General features: G+C 68.8%; 18 protein-coding genes and 1 pseudogene. All 19 read right to left on the bottom strand.

The features are described from left to right. Positions 1-29 precede the first annotated feature (29 nt). The 19 genes and pseudogenes from OG876_RS07555 to OG876_RS07470 all read right to left on the bottom strand — a co-directional run bounded on the left by OG876_RS07555 (position 30) and on the right by OG876_RS07470 (position 21,809). Positions 30-962 carry a P-loop NTPase fold protein gene (locus tag OG876_RS07555; protein ID WP_442914161.1) on the bottom strand — a complete coding sequence of 311 codons (933 nt, stop codon included), beginning with the start codon at positions 960-962 and terminating at the stop codon, positions 30-32. A 170-nt stretch (positions 963-1,132) separates the two neighbouring features. After that, positions 1,133-2,041 (bottom strand): P-loop NTPase fold protein, encoded by a 909-nt coding sequence (locus OG876_RS07550; protein WP_328524062.1) that lies wholly within the window; start codon positions 2,039-2,041, stop codon positions 1,133-1,135. 9 nt (positions 2,042-2,050) lie between these two features. After that, complete coding sequence (locus OG876_RS07545) at positions 2,051-2,827, bottom strand: hypothetical protein (protein WP_328524061.1); 777 nt, start codon at positions 2,825-2,827, stop codon at positions 2,051-2,053. Positions 2,828-2,863: 36 nt separating this feature from the next. Further along, positions 2,864-3,091: pseudogene (locus tag OG876_RS43975) on the bottom strand (histidine phosphatase family protein); the annotation flags it as partial. 12 nt (positions 3,092-3,103) lie between these two features. After that, the gene (locus OG876_RS07540) at positions 3,104-3,643 is read right to left on the bottom strand and encodes a hypothetical protein (RefSeq protein WP_328524060.1); all 540 of its coding nucleotides are present in this window, start codon (positions 3,641-3,643) and stop codon (positions 3,104-3,106) included. A gap of 335 nt (positions 3,644-3,978) precedes the next feature. Then, the gene (locus OG876_RS07535) at positions 3,979-4,527 is read right to left on the bottom strand and encodes a hypothetical protein (RefSeq protein WP_328524059.1); all 549 of its coding nucleotides are present in this window, start codon (positions 4,525-4,527) and stop codon (positions 3,979-3,981) included. Positions 4,528-4,532: 5 nt separating this feature from the next. Further along, positions 4,533-5,132: a hypothetical protein gene (locus tag OG876_RS07530; RefSeq protein WP_328524058.1), complete on the bottom strand. Its 600-nt coding sequence runs from the start codon at positions 5,130-5,132 to the stop codon at positions 4,533-4,535. After that, the gene (locus tag OG876_RS07525; RefSeq protein ID WP_328524057.1) at positions 5,125-9,330 is read right to left on the bottom strand and encodes a LamG domain-containing protein; all 4,206 of its coding nucleotides are present in this window, start codon (positions 9,328-9,330) and stop codon (positions 5,125-5,127) included. The genes OG876_RS07530 and OG876_RS07525 overlap by 8 nt, the downstream gene beginning before the upstream one ends. Before the next feature lie 34 nt (positions 9,331-9,364). Next, positions 9,365-10,687, bottom strand: coding sequence for a baseplate J/gp47 family protein (locus OG876_RS07520; protein WP_328524056.1), 1,323 nt, complete (start codon positions 10,685-10,687; stop codon positions 9,365-9,367). A gap of 12 nt (positions 10,688-10,699) precedes the next feature. After that, positions 10,700-11,140, bottom strand: coding sequence for a hypothetical protein (locus OG876_RS07515; RefSeq protein WP_328524055.1), 441 nt, complete (start codon positions 11,138-11,140; stop codon positions 10,700-10,702). A gap of 7 nt (positions 11,141-11,147) precedes the next feature. Then, positions 11,148-11,519, bottom strand: a complete 372-nt coding sequence (locus OG876_RS07510) for a hypothetical protein (RefSeq protein ID WP_328524054.1) — start codon at positions 11,517-11,519, stop codon at positions 11,148-11,150. Next, a complete protein-coding gene (locus OG876_RS07505; protein WP_328524053.1) occupies positions 11,516-13,201 on the bottom strand; it encodes a hypothetical protein in 1,686 nt (561 codons plus the stop codon). Before OG876_RS07505 ends, OG876_RS07510 begins: the two co-directional genes overlap by 4 nt. Then, positions 13,194-13,652: a hypothetical protein gene (locus OG876_RS07500; protein ID WP_328524052.1), complete on the bottom strand. Its 459-nt coding sequence runs from the start codon at positions 13,650-13,652 to the stop codon at positions 13,194-13,196. The genes OG876_RS07505 and OG876_RS07500 overlap by 8 nt, the downstream gene beginning before the upstream one ends. 11 nt (positions 13,653-13,663) lie before the next feature. Then, complete coding sequence (locus OG876_RS07495) at positions 13,664-14,170, bottom strand: hypothetical protein (protein WP_328524051.1); 507 nt, start codon at positions 14,168-14,170, stop codon at positions 13,664-13,666. A gap of 6 nt (positions 14,171-14,176) precedes the next feature. Beyond that, positions 14,177-18,346, bottom strand: coding sequence for a hypothetical protein (locus tag OG876_RS07490; RefSeq protein ID WP_328524050.1), 4,170 nt, complete (start codon positions 18,344-18,346; stop codon positions 14,177-14,179). Next, positions 18,339-18,575: a hypothetical protein gene (locus OG876_RS07485; RefSeq protein WP_328524049.1), complete on the bottom strand. Its 237-nt coding sequence runs from the start codon at positions 18,573-18,575 to the stop codon at positions 18,339-18,341. The genes OG876_RS07490 and OG876_RS07485 overlap by 8 nt, the downstream gene beginning before the upstream one ends. A 7-nt stretch (positions 18,576-18,582) precedes the next feature. After that, positions 18,583-19,029 (bottom strand): hypothetical protein, encoded by a 447-nt coding sequence (locus tag OG876_RS07480; protein WP_328524048.1) that lies wholly within the window; start codon positions 19,027-19,029, stop codon positions 18,583-18,585. A 30-nt stretch (positions 19,030-19,059) separates the two neighbouring features. Next, positions 19,060-20,688, bottom strand: coding sequence for a hypothetical protein (locus OG876_RS07475; protein ID WP_328524047.1), 1,629 nt, complete (start codon positions 20,686-20,688; stop codon positions 19,060-19,062). A gap of 14 nt (positions 20,689-20,702) precedes the next feature. Next, positions 20,703-21,809, bottom strand: a complete 1,107-nt coding sequence (locus OG876_RS07470; RefSeq protein ID WP_328524046.1) for a hypothetical protein — start codon at positions 21,807-21,809, stop codon at positions 20,703-20,705. Positions 21,810-22,872: the final 1,063 nt, after the last annotated feature.

Genomic DNA, 22,872 nt, shown 5'->3' with positions numbered 1-22,872 from the left:
CGCGTCCCGGAGCTCCTCAGGCCCCGGGACTATTGGTCGTTTCCGGGGACGATGTCTGTCTGCTGGGCTTCGCGTGGAGGAAACGGCGTGTTGGCCGGTTCGGGGTCGAATCGCAGCCGGCGGATCATGTCAAAGCGAGAGGCGAGCGTGCTCATCGGCGCCTGGTCGAACGGCCCGAGACCGCCTGTGCGTCTTTGCTGTACCTTCAACCAGGCGGCCGATGTCCGGCGGTCCGCCGTCAGTTCGCCAGGTCCGACCGCGTTCAACGTACTGCGGAGGGTTGGCGAGGGTGTCGCCGACAGTTCGTTGTAGGTGTCCACGAGGCGATTCGCCAGGCGAGGACACCCCTCGTGGAGCGCAGCAATGAAGCACGTCGCCATCCGTTCGGTCAGTTGTGCCTCCGCTTCGGATGGTAGTGGCGGCGTCATAGCGAGCAGTAGCTGGCAGATGTTCACGAACCGTTTGACCCGGCGTGGAGTCCCACCCACCAGCCGAGCGAGGGATTCTATGAAGCCAAGCTCGTCGGGTGCGAGTGAGAGTTGCCGTGCGTCGAGGTCGAGTCCCGAGCCGAATCCGGTCAGCATCGAGTTGACCAGCTCCTCTTCGCTCTGGCCGACGCTGAGCGCGTCTCCGTCGCCGACGACCTGTGTGGACTGTGATGACACCGTTGGGAGCAGGAGGCCGCGAATCAGTCTGCGTCGACCTTCGTCATCGAGCTCCTCGACCCAGAACGGGATCTGGCAGATCTTCTCCACGTAGTCCATGGCAGTCGGCATGGAGTCCGATTCTTTCGATGCCTGCTGGAGCGTCGGCAGCGATTCGTGGAGCGCTGATCGGAGCCACCGTGTGTCAACCGCCACGACAACGACGAACAGCTCGAACGCGAGCAGCAAATGGACGGCCTCGAGCACCTCGAGCACTTTCTCCGGCGGGCATCGGTCGAGGTCGTCGACGTAGAGCACGATCCGATTCGGCGGCCCAACCGACGGGGAGGGCACCAGGTTGAACTCACGCGTCAGCTGGGTGAGATCAGTCAGGTCCTGGTTGACTCGGCTGATTAGGCCCAGCTTTCTGCGGTAGTCATCGCTGGTACGACGATCCGCCAAGAAGCCGGCGAGGACGTTTCCTGCCGTCAAGGAATCATGTTTCTGTTCCAGCCTGGCCCCTTTTCGTGTGCTGCGGTCGCCTCCGTTGTCGCCGTGACGAGGTCCCTGCGCGTCTGTTCCAGGAGACCGTTGTGTGCGATACGCGACAAGATGTGGAGGTTGCTTCCACCTTTGGTTGCCGCCAGATCGCTGAGCTGCATGATCCGAAACCGGATCTTCGCCATCAGGAAGCTCTTGCCGCTGCCCCAACGACCGAAGAGACCGATCGCCAGCGGCGGTACCAACGCCCGGGAGGAGATCAGGTACGCGAAGGCGTCGGCTCCGGGCCTGAGTCCGATGAAATCGACCTTCGGGTCGACCGCGTCGCTGCTGAACGCAGGCAAACTCGCCGGCTTCAGGGGAAACCGTTGAGCCAGCATCTTGCCGAGTTCCTCGCCGGCGTTGGCCTGCGCGTCCAGGTTCAAGAAGAAGGACTGGCAGGCGCCTGCGAGCTCGGTGACGGAGACGCCGAACCGCTCGAGTGCGCGCCCCAGGGATTGCTGGAACGGCGTCGCTCTCATCAGCAGTTCGCCGATCAGATCGGCCAGGGCCGGAGCACGGTCTGGTCGTTGCCGGACAGCTCCGATGATCTCGAGGACATTCGCTTCCTGCCTTGGTGTACTGGCCGGATCAATCGTGGCAGCGGCGCGGCGCAGATTCTCCACAGTCACGATGGGGAAATAGTCCGGGAGCAGATCCCGGGCGGTCAGACCGAAGTATCCGATCAACGTCCGCATCTCGCCGTGCGCCTCGGGGCCTGCGAGGAGGGTTCCCAGGAAGAGGTCGAACTCGTTGACCGGTTGTTCGGGACCGCGAATCGTGGACGAAGCCTGAGCCCACAGCCGAGCGCGGTCGATCGACGGCAAGGCTGGTGGCGCATTCGGGACTTGCGACATAGGAGTCTCTCAATCCGCACCCAGATGAGGTCGGCGGTACAGTGCGAAGCCACCGGCAATCAGCATGCCGATGGCTGCTCCGACGACGACGCGAAGGTCTCCTGTTCCTTTGATCAGCGCAAGGAATCCGACCAGGGCCAGCCACGTCGCCGGGGTGAACAGCAGCCTCGACGTTCTGAGCATCAGGTGGTATCGCGCACCATCCTGGAGCCAGGGGCGGAGATCCTCGTCGGCCGCCTCGACGCTGTCGACAGTTGCGATCGCATGCCACCGTTCCTCGCGCCGGCGCTCGGTCCGTTCGAAGAACCGTGCCCACAACCTTGGGCGGGCAGCGTCGGTCCAGAAGCCCGCTGGCATGCCCAGTTGGTCGTAGATGTAGACGCAGGCGACGAACAACGCGAGGGACGACGCGAGCGCGATCACGGCGATCACCTGCTCAAGCGTCCATCTTCCCGGCGCCAGCAGAAGCAGTCCGCTGAGGGCGGTGAAGACGAAGCCGGCCAGGAACGTCGACACGGTCATCTTCGACTGCACTTTGGACCGGAGCGGATCTTCCTGATGATCGAACGCCGGGTAGCGGAAGTGGAGCCGTGCCTTTCCGCCGATGCAATCGGCCGGCGAGTCGGCCTGGATGCAAACAACCTCCCCGTGGCCCAGCGGTCGGATGCGACTTCCCGTGAGTTCCGCGACCAAATCGCTAAGCCGCCCCTCGTGTCCGACCAGAAGGATGCCCGAGTGTTGCCAGAGATCGGGAACCACGGCCCGGGCCTGCTCGACGAGAGTCACGACGTCTCCCGGCCCGTGGCACGGTGTCAGGCATTCGAGGAGGTGGACCGGCTGCTCGGCGTCCCCGAGACGCTCCTGCAGAATGCTCACTGTCTCCTGTGCGTGCCCCGATCTGCTGCTGAAGTAGCAGTCGATTTGGCTCTTCCGGAGTCGGAGTGCCCGGGCCAGAGTGTCGATCTGGTGCCGGCCATGCTCGGTCAAGACGGCGTCGGCCGTCGCCGGGTCCTGAACCCGAGCTCCGTGGCGAACGAGCAAGAACTCCACGTTCACTCCCGCTCAACCGGCGCCCCGGTCATTCTGCCACGGCTCCGCAGGATTGATGGCGGCCTTGATGGCCGGGTCTTGCCTCATTCTCTCGCTCGTGGCGGGGTCGGTGATCGCCATGGCCACGGTCAGGGCGTTGTGCAGGGTGGCGGCCCGCCGCCGCTCGGAAGCAAATCTATCGACCTCGGCCTGCAACTTCGTAGCAAACCTCTCGGATTCGGACTCCAGTTGGGTAGCAAACCTCTCGGATTCAGACTTCAGCTGAGACTCTGCGGCGTCCGCGCGCTGCGTAGCCGCATGGGTCGCTGCTTGGGCGCTCGTCGTGGCGGCAGCCGTTGCTTGCCTGGTGAAGAAGTACGTGACGAAGGCACCTGTCACCACGCCGATCACCGGGCTGAGCGTGCCGACGAAGTCGCGGACGTCGTCGGCGCTCCAGCGGGCCGTGGCGGTGACCAGGATGGCACCTAGAAGCAAAAGAATTCCGACGGCTACAACAACCGCTGGCCAGTCACTCCCCAGGGTCTGCGTGGGGCCGGGCGATCGATATGACATTTGTCCTCCGGTACTGATCGAGTGTCGGTGCGAGGGCGGATTGCTTGTGATGTTGCACATCAGGTGGTGGAGATCCCGGTGCCGACCCGCATCGTGTCGGCACCGGTCGTGTCGTCGACGGTGATGCTGACGCCTGACCACTTGTCGTGTGGCAGGTTGAGCCCGGGAGTGGTCGTCTTGCCGATCTTGGCGTTCCCCGCGCTGGGGTAGAGGTCATTGGCATCACCCCGGTTGCCTTGCCCGAAGATCCTCGCCAGGTTCCGGCGTCCGTCGGCTCGCAGGAGTTCGATCGCTAGGGCGATCTCGTCGTGTTCGCTCCCGGTGGTTTCCTGACCTCACGACACCACCGGCGCGAACTCGATCAGCGCGATCGCGGGCTCGCTGATGCTCTCAGCGCTGACCCGGATCTCGGCCAGTACGGTCTCGGTGCTGCTGCGCAACGTGAATGCGGCCCGGCCACGGACCAGCGACAGCTGTCGGTCGGACAGGGTCCCTGCGGTTGTGCGGATGGTGAGCAGGTTGCGGTGTGACGCTGCCGTCAGCGCGCGGTCGGAGTCCAGCGTGCGCTTCTGCACGGCGACGGTTGCCTCGGATGTGCCGTCGGCCGACAGTTCGGGCACGTCGTCGATCGGACTGCGAGCTGGCGTGGTGACGGTCAGCTCGAGGCGAACGCCCGCCTCCGGCGGGTTCCAGTCCTCGCGCGGCACCAGCGCGCGTAGTTCTGGGTCGAACACGTAGCTTGCCATCGGACGGTCGCCGAAATCGACATCGGCGAACGCGAGCGCCTGCGACGGGCCTAAGACAAGGCCGACGCGCGGCGTGGCTGTCGGCCGCGCGGCCACGATCCGCCGGGTCTGGGTGTCGTAGACGAGCTGGTAGAGCATGCCGCTCACCCGAGCTTCCAGGCCCGTATCTGCAGCATCAGATCGCCGTCGAACAGCGCGACAAACGGCACCCCCGCGGCGTCGATGTTTCCCCGCACCAGCATGATGTGGTCGTCGTCTACCAGCGCGAACGCGTACGCGACGCCCTTGAGGAAGTTCGACCACACCTGCTGGGTCGTCGCGGGAAGCGTCGAAAAGCCCGGCACGGCGCGGCGCGCCACCGGATCAGTGGACACGCCGGCCTGTAGGTCTACAAGCAGATTCATGGTGCCTAGGCCGTGCTCGAGCGTCAGAAAGGTGGTTCCCTCGCTGAGCGTGACCACCTGCTGGAAGTCCGGCTCCATGCTCGGCCCCGAGCCCTGCGCCAGGATCTCGGTCAGTTTGTCGAACTCCCGCTCGATGTCGTGGAACGCCGCGTTGAACGTGTCGGCGTCGACAAGGTCGCGGTAGTTCTCCTGATCCACCCACGAGAAATCGCGATGGTACGGCCTAAGTAGGGTGCCAGCGCGCGCGGCCAGTGCCAGGTCCGCAATCGCGTTGATGATTTCGGCGCGCACCCCGCTGGGCGCCACCGACTCGAACGACCTCTGCAACATCTCAGTCATGTCCGTCCTCCTGTTGTTCCGGGCCCGGCCACGGCGGGCATCCACACGAGTTCGCCGCGATATCCACGCTCGACGCCGCCGGCTCGCCGGTGCGGCGAGGCTGCCGGTAGCTCGGGTATGTCGCTATCGTGCCCAGGTCGCGCCTGTCGGGGTCGGCCATCAGCTCGGGTACCCGGGCCCGCAGCCGCAGCGTGCGCGCCTCCACGCCGACCGGCAGGTGCGCTGCCACGAAGTTCAACACGTCGTCGTAGACCAGCTTGGGCACGTCGTCGTCCGCGGCGACAACGAGCTCGCACCGGTACGGCGCGACGCCGTCGGCGAGCATCAACTCGGCCCGTACGCCCACCACGCCGGGCTTCGCCGCTGTGAATAGCTTGGCCGCAGGCGGGGGCAGCGAGTCCAGCCGCCCGGCGCCCGGCCCGTAGCGGGTAAGGCACCAGTCGTAGCCGCCCTCGACCGGCTGCGGCGGAGGCGGCGGCTGCCCGTCGCCGCCTTCACCCGCCGGGGGCGGAGGTGGTTGCCAGGCCAGTACGTCCGGGGCGATGCGTATCCGCGTGACCGCCTCCTCGGCGAGCTCGTCCGGCCCGATCAGGCCGTAGTCGACCAGCAGCGCCGGATCGTCGAGCACCTCGCCGGACAGGTTCTCCCCGCGCCACCGCGAGGCGTACGCGTACCGCGCGGCCGGATCGCTCGGCACGGTGACGTGCTTGACGAGGTCGAAGCCCGCCAGGTGGGCGAGCGCGCCGAGCCGCTCCAGCGGTATCTGCTCGTGCCGTAGGCGGAGTGCGCAGCCGATCCGCCGCCGGTCCGGTGCCTGGTCGTCGTAGCCGGCGACTACGTGCAGCTTGTCCGTGGCCGCGTCGGCCTCCAGCCGGTCGAGCAGATCGTTCAGCGCAGCCTGGGTGGGCGGACTCATCAGGTTCGCCGCCGGCTCGTCGTACACCACCCGTCCGGACGGGTCGCTGTGCTTGTTAGCCGGATCGGTCGGGTCGAAGGTCGCACCGGTCGGCACCGGCGCCTCGGGCAGGTCCGGGCGCATGATGCCGAGCCAATTCACCACCGCGTTCTTGGCCAGCCGCTCGATCCGTCCGACCTGGACGGACAGCGGCGGCTCGGCGCCGGTCGCGACGAAGATGCCGTCCGGGTACGGTGGGTGCTCGACCCAGGCGAAACCGGCGCGGTGGGCGAGGGCCGCAAGTCGGCCGAGGGGAACACTCTCGTGGGCGAGCATCAGCTTGCGGCCCACCCGCGCCAGGTCGCGGGCCTGCGGGTCGTATCCCCGCAGTACAACCAGCCGCCCGGTGACGTTCGGCTCGGCGTCGACGAGGTCGAGCAGTCGGAGCAGCGCGTCGCGTGGCCCGAGCTGCGTCCGCGCTGAGTCCGCACCGGCGGGGAAGTCCACTCGCCCATCGTCGACGGTGAGCAGGAACGCCTCGGTGAAGAATCCGTCCGGGGTGCCGGCCGCGGTCGCCTCGTCCACGTTCAGTGCGCCGTCGGCGCCGATGCTGGTACACGGCGGCACGGTGCGCGGCACTATCCACACCTCGCGCCGTCCGGTGACGGTGCTGCCGAGCCGGCGCACCTCCGCCTGCACGATCAACCGGCCGGCCGCGGTCGGCGACAGCTCGATCGCCACGTCGTCGTCCGGCACCGTGGTCAGCGTGGCGCGGGCCGGCCCGCACCGGGTGAGCACCCAACCGAGATCACCGCCGGACGGTACGGCGGGGCGAGAGACGGTCAGCCGTACCTCATCACCCAGCTCCAGCTCGACGACCGCACCGGGGCCGGAATGGATTCCCGCGGCGACCTCGGCCGCGGTTGCCACCTCGAGCTTGTCGGACTCCTCGCGCACCGCCGCCCGAACCAGCGCCCCCGGCCCGTGCTGCACGAAGTCGAAGCATGCCTGGTGTGCGAACGCGGCCAGCACACCGGGCGGCAGCGCGGCCGCGGACAACAGCACCGCGCGGCCGACCGAGCGCCGTTCGTCGGATCCCGGCTCGTACCCCCCGATCACGTCCACGGTGGACGACGTCTGCGCCAGCCAGGGGGTGACCAGCGCGAGCAGCGTGTCCAGGCAGCGCGCGGTGGCCAGCTGCATCCGATGGGCATTGGCATCGGCATAGCCGGCGCGGGAGTCGGAGTGCTCCACCAGCTGCCACTCGTGGAAGGCCGGGTCGCGCGGGCCGCACGTGGCGTCCTCGGTCGTGCTGCGGCTGCCCTCGAGGTCCATGTGCCCACCGGGTGGCAGCGACAGCGGCCGGATCACCAGCCGCCGCTCCACGCAGACTCGAGACGCCACCTGCTCGGACACCTCGATGGCGGGCAACGCAGGCACCGGAATCTCCGGGTCGTACGGCGAGTCGTCCAGCAGCTCACGGAGCCCGGCCTGTAGTTCGTCGCGGGTGGGGACGCGCCAGCGCCGGTAGATCTCCAGCCGGGAGCGGTAGCGGTGGTCGGCCTCGCCGAGCACCGGCTGGAACTGGTGCCTGCCCACACTGGACAGGCGCACCTCGTCGATCAGCCCGTCGTACGGCGCGTCGTAGTGGTAGTCGACGTTGCCGATCAGGACGTCCTCCTGGTTGGCGATGGCACCGACGCCGCGCAGGCTCGAGCAGCCGCGCTGCACACCGTCGACGTAGAGCCGCAGTACCTGGTACTGCCGGTCGATCACGCCGGCGAGGTGGTGCCAGCGGCCGTCGCCGAGGTCCAGATCGCCGATGACGCTGACCACGTGCTCGTGGTGCGCATCGGTGCGCGGCCGGTCGGCCAAGTCGGACACCGCGAACGAAACGTTGTTGGCGATGCAGTCGAACGGCCCGAGCGATAGCGCCCAGCCTTCCAGGCAGTGGAACTGCAGCGGCCCACCGTAGAAGATCTCGCGGGACTTGGCCGCGACCACCCGCAGCCGCTGGTCCTGCGTCGGCTCGGGCAGCACGAACGCCTCGACGGTGAAGCCCTGCTCGGCGGGCACGTCGAGGTCGCGGTCGTCAGGGATGCGCAGGTAGCTCAGCGGAGTCGCCTGCACCGGGCAGCGCTCCAGCGGCGTGCTGACCTCGTAGCGCTGGTAGGCAGCGCTGAACCACTGGTCGTCCAGCCCCCACCAGTCGCCGTAGTAGTCGATCGCCTGTTGAACCGACCGGCCCAGCTCGGCGAAGCGGCGCAGCGTCTCCGGCAGCTCGTTGGGCCGGAAGCCGAAGCACGCCGTGGTCACCTGGCCGCGCATGACGCGTTCGCGGGCCTCGTCGTTCACCCATACAGGGGCCGGCGCGCCGTCCGGCCCGGGCACGCTGATCGCGCCCTCCCGATAGCCGTAGCGGCGGTACGGGCCGGCGCGCACCTCCCGCTCGCCGACGCCGGCGTCCCAGTCGCCGCGGCGCAGCCGCTGCTGGAACTCGTACTCGGCGCCGCACTGCGGTTGCGGCAACCCGCCACTCCGGAACGCGAACGCGCGATCGAACCGACCCGGCGCGCCGGGCTGCGCACCCTGGTTCTGCGCCGGGTGGTTGCGCATCGCGTCCTCGACCCGGTCGGGCTGGCCGGGCAGCCCACCCACCGGAGCGTCCGGGTCGTCGTCGAGGTGGTAGACCGCGAGCGTGCCCGGATCCGGGAAGTGCGGCGCGGCCGACAGCCGCGGCACCTGCACCTCCTGTCCGACCAGGTCGAGGCTGCGGCCGCGGGCGGTGGCCAGGTTGCGCTGCGCGCCGACATCGGCGGCGAGGCCGGCCAACTGGGCCCGCTCGTGCCCGAGCACCCACAGCAGTCGGCCCAGGTTGCCGATCACCAATTGCAGCCGCCAGCGCTCCGAGCCGGGCGAGTCGCCCGGCGGCACCGGCCACTCCCGCAGCGCGGTCAACCGGGTGTGCCCGCTCACCCAGTGGCCGAGTGGCACGACGAACGACGTCCACGCCGGCGTGCCGGCCGGGATCGCGAGCTGTGGCCCGGGTTCCCCGGCCGGCCGGCCGGCCACGGTGAAGTACAGGCAGATATCGGTGTCCACCGTGGAGCGTGGTGCGACGAGGTACATCGGCACGACGTCATGCAGCTCGACGCCGGAGCGGATCGCGTACTCGTCCACCGAGTACTGCGGCACCGGGGTCACCCCGGTTGTGGTCGGCGAACCGAGCGCGACCTCCTGCAGGTACGCACCGTTGCGGTAGGGCAGCGTGAGGTTCGCGACCATCGACTCCAGTGCGGTCATCATCCCTCCATCCGCCGCCACGACTCCACTGCGCTCACGGGCCGGCCACCACCTCGAACGTGAAGTCCAGCCCGTCGGGCGCGATCTCGGCGATCTCCCGGGTGGCCAGCGTGAGGTTCTCCCCCCCGCAGCCGCCCATGATCGGCTGGTCCTGGAACTTCAGCTGCTTGCAGAACACCACCACGCCGAAGCGCGGCGGGCAGCGTGACAGCCGCAGATCCTGCACGTCGACCACGCCGGGCACGCCCATCACCGCACACGAGACCTCGGCCGCCAGTATGTCGTCGCCCAGGCGCAGCCCGAGGATGTACCCGGCGACCCTGCGGCGCGCCTCGGCAAGCACAGCGGGCGGGTCGTATCCGGCGGCCACCAGCACCCGCGCGGTGGCCGCGATCTCCAGCTCGCAGGCCCGCAGGATGTTCGGGAAGATGGAGATCGGCCGCTTGTCGGCAAGTGCGGCCTCAACGTCGTCGCGCACCCCGGGCAGGTTGCCGCTGCCCTGCCAGACCGCACCAGGCTCCGGTGCCACGACGAGGTCGAAGAAGTACGGCGAGCACAGGTCGCGCTCGGTGGACAGCATCCGCTGCTTGAACGTGAAGCTACCGAACCAGTCGGCGGTACGGTCCAGCCCGCCGTACGGGTCCCAGACGACGCAGTCGCGCACCCCGTCGACGTCCAGGGTCGACTGTCGCAGCGACTCGGCGGTCCAGATCGTGCGCGGCCGTTCGATCAGTCGGCGCCGGAACGCGAGGTCGTCCTCCAGTGCGTTGCCGCCGGTGAACGGCGCCTGGTTGGCCACGCTGACCGACACGTCGCCGCCGGCCGGCGGGAAGTGTACGAACCGCCGCTGGTACTCGGCGTTGATCCGGTTGATCTCGGCCGGGCGGGCGTCGCCGGAGGGACCGCGGCGCAGCGCCACCGCCTCGACCGTGGCGGCCGGTGTGGCCATGGTGAGCGCGGCACGCCCGGTGGTGCGGAACTGCGTACCGGCTGCGGACTCCACGACGGTGCCCAGCGGCAGCACGTACGCGCAGCCGGGTTTCGGCTCGCCGCCGAGGGTGAACGTCACGCTCCCGCCGGCGTAGCCGAACCGCCGCTGCAGCCCCAGATCCGTGCCGAGCTGGTCGAGCTGACGGCCGACCGCAGTCGGGATGAAGTTGGCGTAGTACGAGTCCTCCAGCCGCATCCACAGCAGCGCGTCCTCGGCCGCGCACAGCTCCAGGATCTTGCGCATCGGGCTCGACGAGCGCAGGTCGACGTCCTGACCGAACGCCTGCCGGGCCCGCTCGAACGACTCCTCCAACAGCGTGGCGAGGGGCTTGGTTACGAACCCGGCCGGCGTTACCCCGAAGTCCATGACGGCCCCTCCTCAGATCCCGGAAACCTGTACGGGCACGGCCACCGGTCGCCCGGCGATCGGCTGGATGAGTGCGTCCAGCCGCCAGCGGCGGGTGACCTTGGGCGGCGGCGAGTCGGTGAAGGCGAGCTCCTCGATGCGCAACACCCGGTCGTCGCCGGTGATGGTGCGGACCAGGTGCAGCCGGATGAGCTGCTGGGTCAGCGTCAGCGGGTACCCGGCGCGCAGGATGCTCAGCAGGTCGAAGCCGAACAGCTGGTTGAACAGGTCCGTCCCGAGTGGAGTCTCCACGGTGATCCGTAGGCCCTGCGCCAGGTTGAACACACCGTCGGACGGCCGCAGGTCCAGCAGACCGGCATCGTTGCGGTCGAGGACCAGGTCGCCGCGCTCGTCCACATACAGGCTGCGCCCGAACGGGTCGAGTGCCGCTCGCGTGCTTAGCTGCTCAACCATCCTGACCTCACTCGTCCGCTGTGAGCTTGCGCTGGCCGGGATCCGCGACGCTCCAGGTCGCGCTGGAGTCCTGCGGGTTGGTCGCGTTGCCCAAGGCAGTGTCCAGCAGCACCTGGACGCCGCCCACGGTGAGCTTGCTGGAGAAGCCGGCGGTCGCGGCCAGCGTTGCGGCACAGGGACTTGGCCCGGCGTTCGTGCTGAACGGGCACGGCGCCTCGACGCCCGGCGAACCGGTGGCGAACGAGATCCCGACCTCCTGCCCGCGCACCACGGCATCGTTCCCGTCGACCGTCAGCCGACTATCGCCCGACGAGAGCTTGGCCCGGCCCTGGTGTGAGCAGGCGAGCACACCGCCGACCACGAGGACGTTGGGCATCATGTCACCTCCACCGCGCTGGACGTCACCTTGAGCGTGCGACCGCCGACCTTCAACGAGATCTCGTTGTTCTTGACGGTCACCTTCGCGCCCGAGCTGTGTTCGATCTCGACGGTGTCGTCGGTGCCGAGCGTGGGCCGGGTATCGAGCTTCCCGCCCGGGCCGGCCAGGATCCGCAGTCCCTTCACCTCGATCACCCGTCTGCCGTCGGCGGCGGTCAGGTCGTTGACGGCGACGTCGCCGGTGTCCGGCGCACGGTTCGACGGGGGGTTCACCGGCAGGCACAGCCACCAGTCGCCGGTCTCGTTCGGCGGCGGGTGCATCTCCTCGGTCCAGATGAACCCGTTCAGTAGCGCGTCCTCGCGCAGGTACCGGTTGTGTACGGCCACCGCGCGCATGCCCGGGTACACCGGAACCACCAGCCCGCACCGGTTCCAGGCGAACGGCGCGACCATCGGCCGGCGTTCCAGCGTGTAGCCCTCGGCGCCCGGGCGCACCTCGACGCTGGGCGAAGTCACGGTCGGCTCGAACTTCAGTCCGAGCTTGGCGTCAGTGAAGTGGCCGTTGGCGTTGTAGGCCGTGACGTCGCCGACCTGCACGGCGGGGTAGCGGTCCTGGTTGCGAGCGAGCATGTTGTTGAGCTCCTCGCCGACCGCGCCGGTGCCTGCCGACATCGCGCGGAACACGTCCTTGAGGAATGTCTCGGCGCGAAGCCCTCGCCCAGTACAGCGGTAGCCCGTCTCCCTGGAGAAGTCGTGCACCACCTTCTCGATGGTTAGCCGCTCCGGCTTCCGCGTACCGTCCTTCTGTTCCACCAGCAGCGTGATGGTGTCGCCGGGCCGCAGCGCCGGGTCGCCGAACGTCTCGAAGTCGTAGCCGACCGGCGGCTCGGCCCGCTCGGCCGGGCAGCCGGTACGCTCGCCGGCGCGGCTCTCCGCGACCGGCTTCGCCGACAGCAGGAAGTTGTCCGGGGAGATCGGCTTGGGATACTCGGCGCCGGTGTCGCCGTCGTACCACAGTTGGTTGTCGCGCACGAACAGCGCGAGCCCGGGCAGCTCGCGCGCCCGCAGGTGCAGGTCCCGAACCGCGTCCTGTGCGGTGCGCTCCTCGAAGCTCCACCGGCGCGCGAACTTCGCCGAGAGCGCGTTCGCGGTGTTCGGGCTGCGCGGCGTGGCCAACCCCGCCTTTTTCGCGATCGCCTTGAGTAGGTCGACGATCAGCGTGTTGTCCGCGTAGCGCACGTCGCCCTTGTGCAGACAGGTGCGCTGCAGCTGGTACGTGGCGCGCTCGATGCCGCTCAACGTGGTCTCGTAGAAGCACTGGCCGGCCTTGGCGCTCTTCTTCTGGACCACGCCCTCGAACACCTGTGCCGTGTTGCCGGCGTAGTACCCCAGCTCGATCTTGATGACGGTCTTGTCCACCTTGATCGCGTCGAAGACCACGCCGGTCAGGCCCGCGATGGTCACCTCGAACGTGTTGCCGGTGGTGATCGCGTAGGTCAGCTCGACCTTGATGTCGGCCTCGTAGAAGTCGCGGCTGATCGGGATCAGCGTGGTGAGGGCGCCGGCGACGGCGGAGACCGCACCCGCCGCGGCCCCGGTCAGGCCTCCGCCGCCGCCGGCGGCAGGGCGCGGCGGCAGCGGCTCGAAGCGCACCTGGAAGAACGGCACGAAGCGGCTATCCAACGGTGTCCACCTCCGCCACCACCCGGGAGCCGAACTCGGCCGGCCCCTGCAGGTTTCCCCGGGCTATCTCGATCTCGGTGAACGTCAGCTGCAGCTCGCCGAACTGCACCGGCAGCCCGAGCATCGGCCGGGTGATGCCAAGCACCCGCCGGTCCGGCGGCAGGTCCTCCCGCTCAACCTTCAGCACCAGGTACAGGTCCGGCTGCGGCAGCAGATACAACAGGCCGGCGCCGCGGCTGGTAGGGGTGGGCAGGGTGACCCGTTCGCCGGGCAGGTCGGGTGGTACCGGTGGCGGCAGCAGCTCTGCCGCCGGCACCGGCTCGGGATCGGGCGGCAGCGGGGTGAACGGCTCCAACGTCAGGAAGCTCACGCTGAACGTGAGCCGGTACAGCCTTTCCCCGACCGACATCAGGAACGACTGCGGGAAGCCGTCGTCCGGACGGATGGGCACCGACCCTAGCGTCATACCGCACCACCGATCAGCGGGATCCGCACGCCGGCTTCGGCCACCGCGGACCCGGCTAGCGAGCCCGCCATGTTCAGCCCGCGGCCGATCAGCTCGGCGACGAAGCCCTTCGGGCAGTGCTTGAGGTCGACATGCACGGTGATCACCCCGTGGTCCTGACTGGTCTGGCTGAACTTCAGCGAGGTGATCTGCATGTCGGTGAGCACCACCAGCCCGGACACCACAGGTACGCCGGTCAGCGTCGGGATCGCGAAGCGCGCGGCGAACAGCATCGAGACGTCGGCAAGCGCCTCGAGCGCCGCCTTGTACGCGAACCGCGACGGGCCCAGGAGTACGCCGTCGATCGCGATCGTCCGGCCGACCTCGCCCAGCCACTGGTTGCGGCCACTGCCCAGCTCCGGCAGCTTGTAGGAAGCGTTCAGGCTCATCGACGTGACGGCGAATAGCGGCACGGCACCGATGAGGATGAACTGGTCGTGTTCGATGATGTCGGAGGCTGCCATGTCGGGTCACTTCCAGTTCGGGTCGGACACGATGCGGACCCCGATGCCGCGCCCCTTGGCGAAGTCGAGCAGGTTGCTCGACACCACCCCGCTGCGGGCGGCGGCGGGCAGTTCGTACCCAATGCCGAACGGCCCCGCCGTGAGCCCCTCCGAGGGCGGGAACGTGTTGCGCCAGCGCACGTAGAACACCACCGCCTTCTCGTCGGTGGCCGCGGCCAGCCGCACGAACGCCTCGGTCTGTGCGTCGAATGCCACGACCCCTTCCAGGTACTTCGAGTCGCCGACGTACCGGGCCGAGATCGGGATGCGGTTCCGGCCAGGCGTCGCATGGATCCGTCCGGCGGGATCGATGTACCGCGTCTGCGAGCCGGGCGGCAGGTGGTCGGGTCGGAAGCCCTCGTCGACACCGAATATCTTGAAATCGCGGCTGTTGGCAGATCCGGCCGGTAGCCGGCCGTTGACCACCCGCTCGAGCTCGTGTCCGGCCAGCTGGCCGATCCGCTCACCGAGCGGCACCGGTGGCCCCTCGACCGGAGAAATCCGGCCGCTCTCGACGCCGTAGCGCCAGCGCACCCACTCGTCCTCGCTCAGCATCCGGAACGGCTCATCGCGCCACGGGCCGGACAGGTTCGCCCGGTACTGCGCCTGCAGTCGGGCCAGGTCCGCGGGTGGAATCGACTGCACGCGTTGGATCGCGGCGTTGAACTGTTCCCAGCTGCGTTCCACGGCGCTCCGGATGTCGCCCCGGCTGAACTGCCGGGTTGCCAGTCCGTGCCGCCAGCGGGCGTAGTCGTCCAGCGTGCGCAGCCGGCGGCTCGCGCCGCGCTGGCGAACATACTGGTTGTACCGCTGGCGGTACGCGGCGATCTCCTGCGGCGTGATCTGGACGGAGTCCAGTACCTGGCGGAACGCGCGAGCCGGCTTGGCCGCCTGGCCGACCGGAATTGGCGGAGCCGCGAGCGGCTGGTCGAGCGGCGGCGGTTCCTCGAGCGCGAACTCCTCGAACTCCAGCTCCAGCCGCTCCTCCGGTGGCCGCGGTGCCGGTTCGCCGGGTGCCGGTGCCGGCTCGCCTTCGGGTAGTGCCCGGCGAGGCGCGGTCTCCCAGCTCGCAGTCGCGTGGTTCCAGCGCTGCACGTACTGGGAGCCGTCGGCGTGGCGCACCCCGCGGACGAGCTGACCCGCCACCTCGCCCTCGACGGCGACCGCGATCCGCTCGACCACCTCGCCCGCGCCCGGCGACTCCCCGAGCGCACGCACGAGGTCGGCCGACTCGACCTGAGTCAGCAGCTCGGGCGTGAGCGACCGGAGCGCGGCCCGCGGATCGGCCAGCTCGCCGAGCGATTCGAGAATGTGCGCCGCGTCCGACCGGCCGGCCAGCAGGCGCTCGAGCGCGGCGAGCACCTCCTCGGGTGCGTCGACGCGGCGCAGGATCGTGGCGAGCCGGTTGGCGAGCCGTAGGTACGTCAGCCCACCCAGGCCGGCCGCCTCCCGGAATGCGAACATCCGTTCCGGACCGAGCAGCTCGGCCAGCACGCCCAGTTCCTCGGTGACCGCGGCCAGCTCGATGTCGACAGGCAGGAAGCTCACCTGCCGCGCCGCCGTGCCGGCCGCCTCGCCGCGTACCTGGCGGGCCACCAGCTCGTCGAAGAAGTGCGGGTCCTCGGTGAGCTGGTGCAGGAAGTCGTCGGGACGCAGCCGCTGCTTCGCCAGCCAGTCCTGCAGTGCCCGGATGTCGTCGGCGGTGAGCTGCCCGGCCTCCAGCGCCTCACCGAACCTGGCGCGCACGCCGACCAGGTGCTGTTCGTAGCGCGCGACCATCTGTTGACGGGCCGAGTCGAACAGCTCGCCGGCAAGCAGTTCGGCGTCGGTGACCTCGGTGCCGGCCCGGGTCAGCAGCGCCCGGTGGCGCTCGATCGCCGAGCTCAGCTGGGTGAAGGTCCGGTTGTTCAGCAGCTGCGGCCAGGCGGCAAGGTCCCCGGCGCGGAACACCGCCTCCTCCAGCCGTAGCCCGAGCGCGCTCGCGGCGCGCCGGGCCACTATGCCGGTGCCGCGCACCACGGCCGTCGTGCCTCTTGTCACCGCGCGCGCTGACGGCCCGATGTCCAGCACCGTGAAGAAGGTGTCGACGACCGCGGCCACGATCGCCGTGTTGACCTCCTCGTCGGAGACCAACTGCTGGAAGCCGAACTGGGCCAACCGGGCGCGGGACAGCGCGCGTAGCCGCATCGCCTTCGAGATCGAGGTGTACGCGGTGTACGTGCCGATGCCGAACCCCGCCACCGCGATCGCACCCGCCAGCGGCGGGAAGACGAACGCCAGCACCAGCAGGCCGAGGCCGAGACCGAGCCAGCTGACCCAGTCGTGGTCGACCAGCTGGTCCCAGTCCCGGGTGACCGGGGGCACCGTCTGGAACCAGGGCAGCAGCTGGCAGCGCGCCTCGTGTTGGACCACGCCGAGCTGGTACGCGTCGTCGGGTTTGGCGATCAGCCGGTTGTTCGCCTCGATCGTCTTGCCGATCAGGCGCTGCAGGTCGTCGTCGACGACGTGGCTCAGCCCTTCCGGGCCCAGTTGCGCGAAATCGTCGACAGCCTCGGCGATCTGCTCGGCCTGCGTTCTCGGGTCGAGGAACAGGATGTCGTGCTGGTGGATCGTGAGCATGATGAGGAGCGGCTGGAGCTCACCGGCCAGGGTCAGCGTCTCTTCCGCGGCGGTGGGCGCCTGCATACCCGCCAGTGCCTTGCGTATCTCCTCCCGGCTGCCGTACAGCGCTGCCACCGCGCGCTCGATCTCCTCGTCGGTCGCGTTTGAGTCCGGGTCGTTCTTGATGGCCTCCGCGTACTTGTCAGCCAGGCGCAGCAGGCGTTCCAGGCGCCGGTACTCGTTGACGGTCGCCGCGGTTCCGGACAACGACTTGAGGAAGGTGGCGAACCTGATCTGCCAATCGGGTGCGGCCACCGTTGCCCGGAACTGTTCCATCCGGCTGCGGCTCTCGGCGAGCATCGAGATAGCCAGCGACAGGCAGAAGGCCTTGAGGAAGCGCCGCCGCCAGCTCCACAGGTTGTTGCTGTGCACCGGGCTCAGCTCCATGTCGATGATCGAACTTTCGCCGTGGTGTTTGATCAGGTGCATGATCGCCGCGCGCACGTTCGGGTTGGCCCGCACCGAGGCCGGTTGGATGTTGAGGTAGCCGAACCACTCCCACAACCACTCCGGCTCGCCCTGGGACTCGGCGGACAGCGCGGTGTCCCCGTGCAGCAGCCGCCACACGTCTCCGCGCCGACGGCGCACGTCTTCGGCCAGTGGCGGCTTCGGTGGTGGCTCCTCCGTCTCGGCCTCGGCCCCGAACGCAACCGCGAAGCGGATCACCCGACCGCGCACCATCTCGTACGCCCCGTCGCTGAGATGCAGCGGGCGCCGCCGCCCGCCGCCCTCTTCCTCAAGGTATGCGCGCGGCGCCGGCCGTCGCTTCGTCTTCTTGCGTGGGCGCGCGGGAACCCGGGCGTCCAGTCGGTAACGGTGGCCGGGAAGCAACGCGGCCGGCTCGTTGCCGGCACCGCGGGCGACCCACTGGTCGCCCTTGACGTCACCCATGACCACGGTGATCGACTGCCAGAGCGGCTTGCCCCGGTCGATCCCGGCGGTCACCGCGCCGGCCACCCAGAACAGCGCGGGTGTCATGCTGCCCTTGGCCACGCCGTAGACGCCGGTGCGCACCACACCGTTCGGCAGCAACGCACCGGGTTCGGGGAAGGCCTCCAGCGCCGCGGTTTGCAGGTCGTCCACCGTGGCGAAGACGGCAAGCCTGGGCGGATCCTCGGCGTCGGGTAGCGGCACACCGGCAGGCGTGTGGGCGAGGTCCGGCAGGGCCGGTTGTACGCCGAAGTCGAAGAGCGCCTGGCCGGTGCCCAGCCGCACGCCGGCGCGCACCGCGTTGTCCACCAGGGACAGCATGGGGGTGTACGCGGACTCGGTGGGCGGTATGCGGACCACGACTCGGGTGTGCGGGCCGGCCACCAGCAGCCGGCCGGCCTGCTCGGCTCGTGCGCGCGCCTGTGTCACCGCACGGCGTACCGCGCGCGCCGCGGCTGCAGTGGTGACGTCCAGCTGGTCATGCGCGGGCCTCCCGCGCACCCGCGTGGTCACCGGCAGGTGCAGCCGCACCCGGGTGTCAGGCATCGCGCACCACCCCGGCCAGGCCGTCCAGCAACGCGGTGGTCACGGCCTCGGTGGCGGCCGTGGATATGTCCTCGCCGATGAACTCGATGATCACGGGACACTCCAGCACGATCTCGGTGACCACGGCTTCCGTCGGCCGGCGGGGCTCTTCGCGCTCCGTCAGCTCGTCCAGCGCCACCGCGAGATCTGGAAGCACCAACCCCTCGCCGCGCGGCTCGAGTCCGTCCACAGTGGACCTACTTGGTGTTCTTGACGACCGTGCCCGCGCGGTCGGTCAGCTGGTATTGCAGGCAGATGCCGTTGACGGTTGCCATCGGCGAGTCCTGCAGGGTGAGGTTGCTCGGCTGGATCGAGGTGGCGAAGCAGCGCTTGAACAGCACTTCCTGGAACCCCCACTGGTCACCCGGGCTGCCCTCTGCGCGCACTATCGAGATCTGGAATTCGGTGCCCTCCAGCGCGAGCTTGGTCAGCTTGGCGACCGCGTTCGACTGTCCCGCGATGCCGATCGCCCGGACGTTGAACGTGAACGTGAACGAGAAGTTCTGCCGGACAAAGCCGACGTTGTCCACCTCCAGCGAGTGCTGGGGCCGGAACGTCGTGGTCAGCGACGAGCTGAAGTTCTCGATCGGCGTCACCAGGTCGGTGTCGACGGTCACCGCCAGCTTGGTGTCCCAGTCAGTCACGATGGCGCTCCTATTGGTCTGGCGGCCCGACTAGACGAACCGGAGGGTGACGATCAGGTAGTGGATCGCCCCGGCGTAATCGACCGAGACGCTGAACTCGAGGCGGCGGCTGTTCTGCACGTCGTTGATCTGCTGGGTCTCTTCGGCGGTGCGTTGCGCCGGGTCCTTCTGCAGCGGCGCCAGCACTGGAATGTCCACCGCGTACGAATCGATCTCGCCGGCGGCGACCCGGGCGTCGAGCAGCGCGCTGACCAGCGTGCGTAGCCCGGTCAGGCCCACTCGGTTGACTCGCAGCGTTCCGATCACGCTCGGGTTGGTGAGGTTGGCCTTGAGCCGGAACGCGATATCGTCGATGCTGCGCACGATGTCGATGTAGAGCCGCTGCCCGGTGCCATCAGCGGTATAGCTCTCGCCCATCACCAGCCCCGCGCCGGGCAGGAACTCCGGGTCGATGATCGGGTTGACCCTGGCCTGCGCGATGCCCTGCGCCTCGGGGTCCACCCAGACCGCGACCTCGCTGTCGCTGAACCTGTCGGTCTGGGAGATCCCGGTGAGCTCCTTCATGGTCAGGCTGATCCACGGGTCGTACCGAACGATCCGCCCGGCGACCGCGGCGGCCACGTCGTCGCGCGACTTGTGCGCCAACAGCACCATCCGGCTGCTAGTCCAGTCGATGCCGAAGTCGGACAGCCGTTGGCTGGGCTGTGGGTTGCCGCCGCCGTTGCTGGTCCAGCCCTCGCGGGGCAGCATGGCCACCCCGATCCGCGGGCGGGTGCCACCGCCACCGGCGTCGTTGGGCGAGGCCGCCTCGACGTGCGTACGCAGGTCGCTGATCGCGGTGGCGTCGGTGTTGTTCGCCAGCACCACGACATTGATTTGCCGGTCGGCGAAGTCGGTGAACGCATCGTCGCGTGTAGGCACACCGCCGCCGCGGTCGGTACGGAACGCCCACACGCGTACCGCGCCGTTGTTGAGCGCCAGGTTCACCGCGCGGGCGAGATCGCCCAGCCCGTAGTCGAGCGTAGTGATCGGCTGGGCCGGGTTCCCGCCGGCCGCCGGGCGCTCGGGGTAGCCGCTGTTTGGGTTGACCGGGAACCCGGTCTGGCCGTCGAGGCTGGTGAACGTGCCGTCGGTGTCCATGCGCAGGTCCGGGATCGGTCGGCCGCGGCCGTCGACGGGTATGCCGAACCGCACCTGCGCGGGTTGCTCAGCCGGTGGGTACCAGAGGTAGGTTTGCTGGTAGGCGATGCCGTCGAAACGCTGCGGGCGGCCGGACCGGTCCGTGGCGACTGGCGTGGTGCCGTCGTCTCCGACATACCCGCCGGTGGCGTCCACTTTCAGCCCGGGAACCGCCACCGGCTTGTTTTCCGCGTCGCGGTCGCGGCCGAGCGAGTCGACGAGGTTGCCGCCGCTGCCGCCGAGTGGGTTGCCGGCCAGGCCGAGCGGTTCGTTCGCGGCGCTGATCGGCAACACCCGCACGACCTGCGCATACGGCTCGCCGCGGGCACCGACCAACGGTTGGGTGAACAGCTCCGGATTGCGGGTCGACGCCGTCGTGCCGATCGCCGGCCCGATCACTCCGATCACGCCCTGAGCCATCGTCGACGGCTGGAACAGGCCCGTCGTGTCGACCCTGACCGTCACGTACTGAATGCTCATCTATGCTCCTAGGGCTACGGGATGGCGAAGAAATGCACCAGCACGCCGATCCGCGCGCCGAGCTGGCGGATGCTCGCGCTGTCGAGTCCGCTCCCGTCGAATGCGTTCTGCTCGTACACCAGCCCGAACGCCTGCGGTGCCTTGCCGTCTAGGTCGTCGAGGTTGGTGAGATAGTCCGTGCGAGGCTCCAGCATGCGTCGGATCGCGACCAGGCCGCGCAGGTCAGTCATCAGATCGGGAGCGCCCGCGACCGCCAGTTGCAGCCGAGTGACCAGATTGAGGGTGAGGGTGTCGGTGCGTACCGGCACCGAGAGCCGGAATCGGTAGTCAGCGCCATCGCCGCCAGGCACTGCTGGTCGGGCCGGCCGCACGGGCTGGCCCGACCCATCCAGCGGAAGACCGGTGCGCGGATCGTTTCTGGCCGGAGCACCGGCCAGATCCGTGAATGTACCGCTGGAATCGACCCGAAGGTCGGCCAGCGGCTGGCCGTCATCGCCGAGCGGCACGCCCAGCCCTGGCACCTCGGGGCGCGGAAACAACTCCAGCAGCACCTGGTCGCGTGCCCGGCCGTCCGGGCCACGCAGTACCCCGCCGTTCGGGTCGAGGCTCAGCATGTCCTGGCCGGCCTCGAGCCGGCCCTGGCCGTCCACGGTCACCGTGGTCACTGGGGCGCCTGCCCGGTCCAACGGGTGGTTTGCCGCGTCGACCCGCAGTACCGACAGCAGGCTTGCTGTGTTGTTGAGGCGCACTGGGGCGGTCGGGGTAATGTCCACGGTGCCGGGGAATTGGTCGACGGTCCACGTCGTATCGACGTCCAACGAGATGTCGATCCACCGGGCGGTCTCGAAGCCGTAGATCGAATGGTCGACCGTGGTGCGCTTGGGCGTGCTGCCTTGTTCCTCCTCGCGTCCCAGGACGCGCAGCCGTTGCCAGTACGGCAACTCGAGTTCGCGTACCGTGGCCGCTCCCGCTGTCACCTGCTGGATCTGCCAGAACCCTGTATTGAGGCGGCGCTGGAAGTCTGCGGTGAGGAACCCGCCAAGGTCCGCGCCGGCCAGGAACCCGGTCAGGTTGGCTGGGTCGGCGAGATGGACAAGTAGCCGATCGGTGAACGTCACCACCTATATGAGTCTGCGGTGCTCGCGTTACGCGCCCGTCACTGCGGCGTCACCGGCAGAGTTCCTCGCACGCAAGCCAACCCATGACCTGAACTGCTCGGTCTCGATGAGAATGAGAGAGCAAGCTAGGCAGGCGACAAAGTAGGGCGACGTGGCCGCGGCCGCCAAGGGGACGCGCCTTATCCTCGGACGCTCCCACCAACCCCGCCACCTACACGTCCATGCCGCTGTCGGTGCAACGCACAACGAGGAGATCCGCGCAATGCCAGATGGCTGCTGGCGCGGGGAGTCACCAGAGATTCCGGATGTTGATCAGTTTCGCATGGTCCTTCCCCTGGGAGACGATGTCGAGCGGGCTCTCCTGGAAGCATCCGCGACGCTTCGAATGCATCCTCCGTGACGACATCGACGAGGTCGGGAGTCTGTGGAGGAACGTGCCGCCACAGTACGTGCCCTCGCCTGATTGGCTGGACCACGAGTTCCTCGCCGTCGAACCAGTCTCGAACAGCTTGCCGCGGATGATGATCACCGGGAACAGGATCGCGATGGTGGTCCGGTCAGAATCGTTTTCGGGTGTGCAGGTGTGCAGGTGTGCAGGTGTGCGGGCGTGCGGGTGTGCGGGTGTGCGGGTGTGGCGCGTTGCGGCGACCGGAACTGCTGCTCGGTGCTGGTGCGGTCAGGCACCAGCTGTATCCGGCGATCGTCGGTGTGCTCGATGGTGCGCACTTCCCAGTACTGGCGGCGGTCCTCAGAGCGCGGCCTTCCCATCGGTGGTCGATGGCCAAGGCCATGCGTGACGCTCGCCGTCACCAAGTCGAGCGAGTTGCCGATCGGGCAACCCGAGCCAAGATCGGACAGGTGGAGACCGAAGAGGACCGTCAGGTCGAGCTCGCCCCGGCCTCACGCAGCCCGTCCTCTTCGAAGAGCTACTCCGCCACGATTGGGCGCCTTCTTGATGCTGGAAACCCAACCTGTACGGCGCCGAACTCGCAGCCCCACTTCTCGGCTGTCACGCACTCACCCACTGGCCGGCCTCAAGCACTGGGATCCCTTCGGCAGCGCCAGC

It is taken from the genome of Kribbella sp. NBC_00359, assembly GCF_036097425.1.
GTDB lineage: Bacteria > Actinomycetota > Actinomycetes > Propionibacteriales > Kribbellaceae > Kribbella.
The sequence above is the reverse complement of the archived record's forward strand: the minus strand, read 5'-3'. Positions and strand labels throughout refer to the sequence as shown.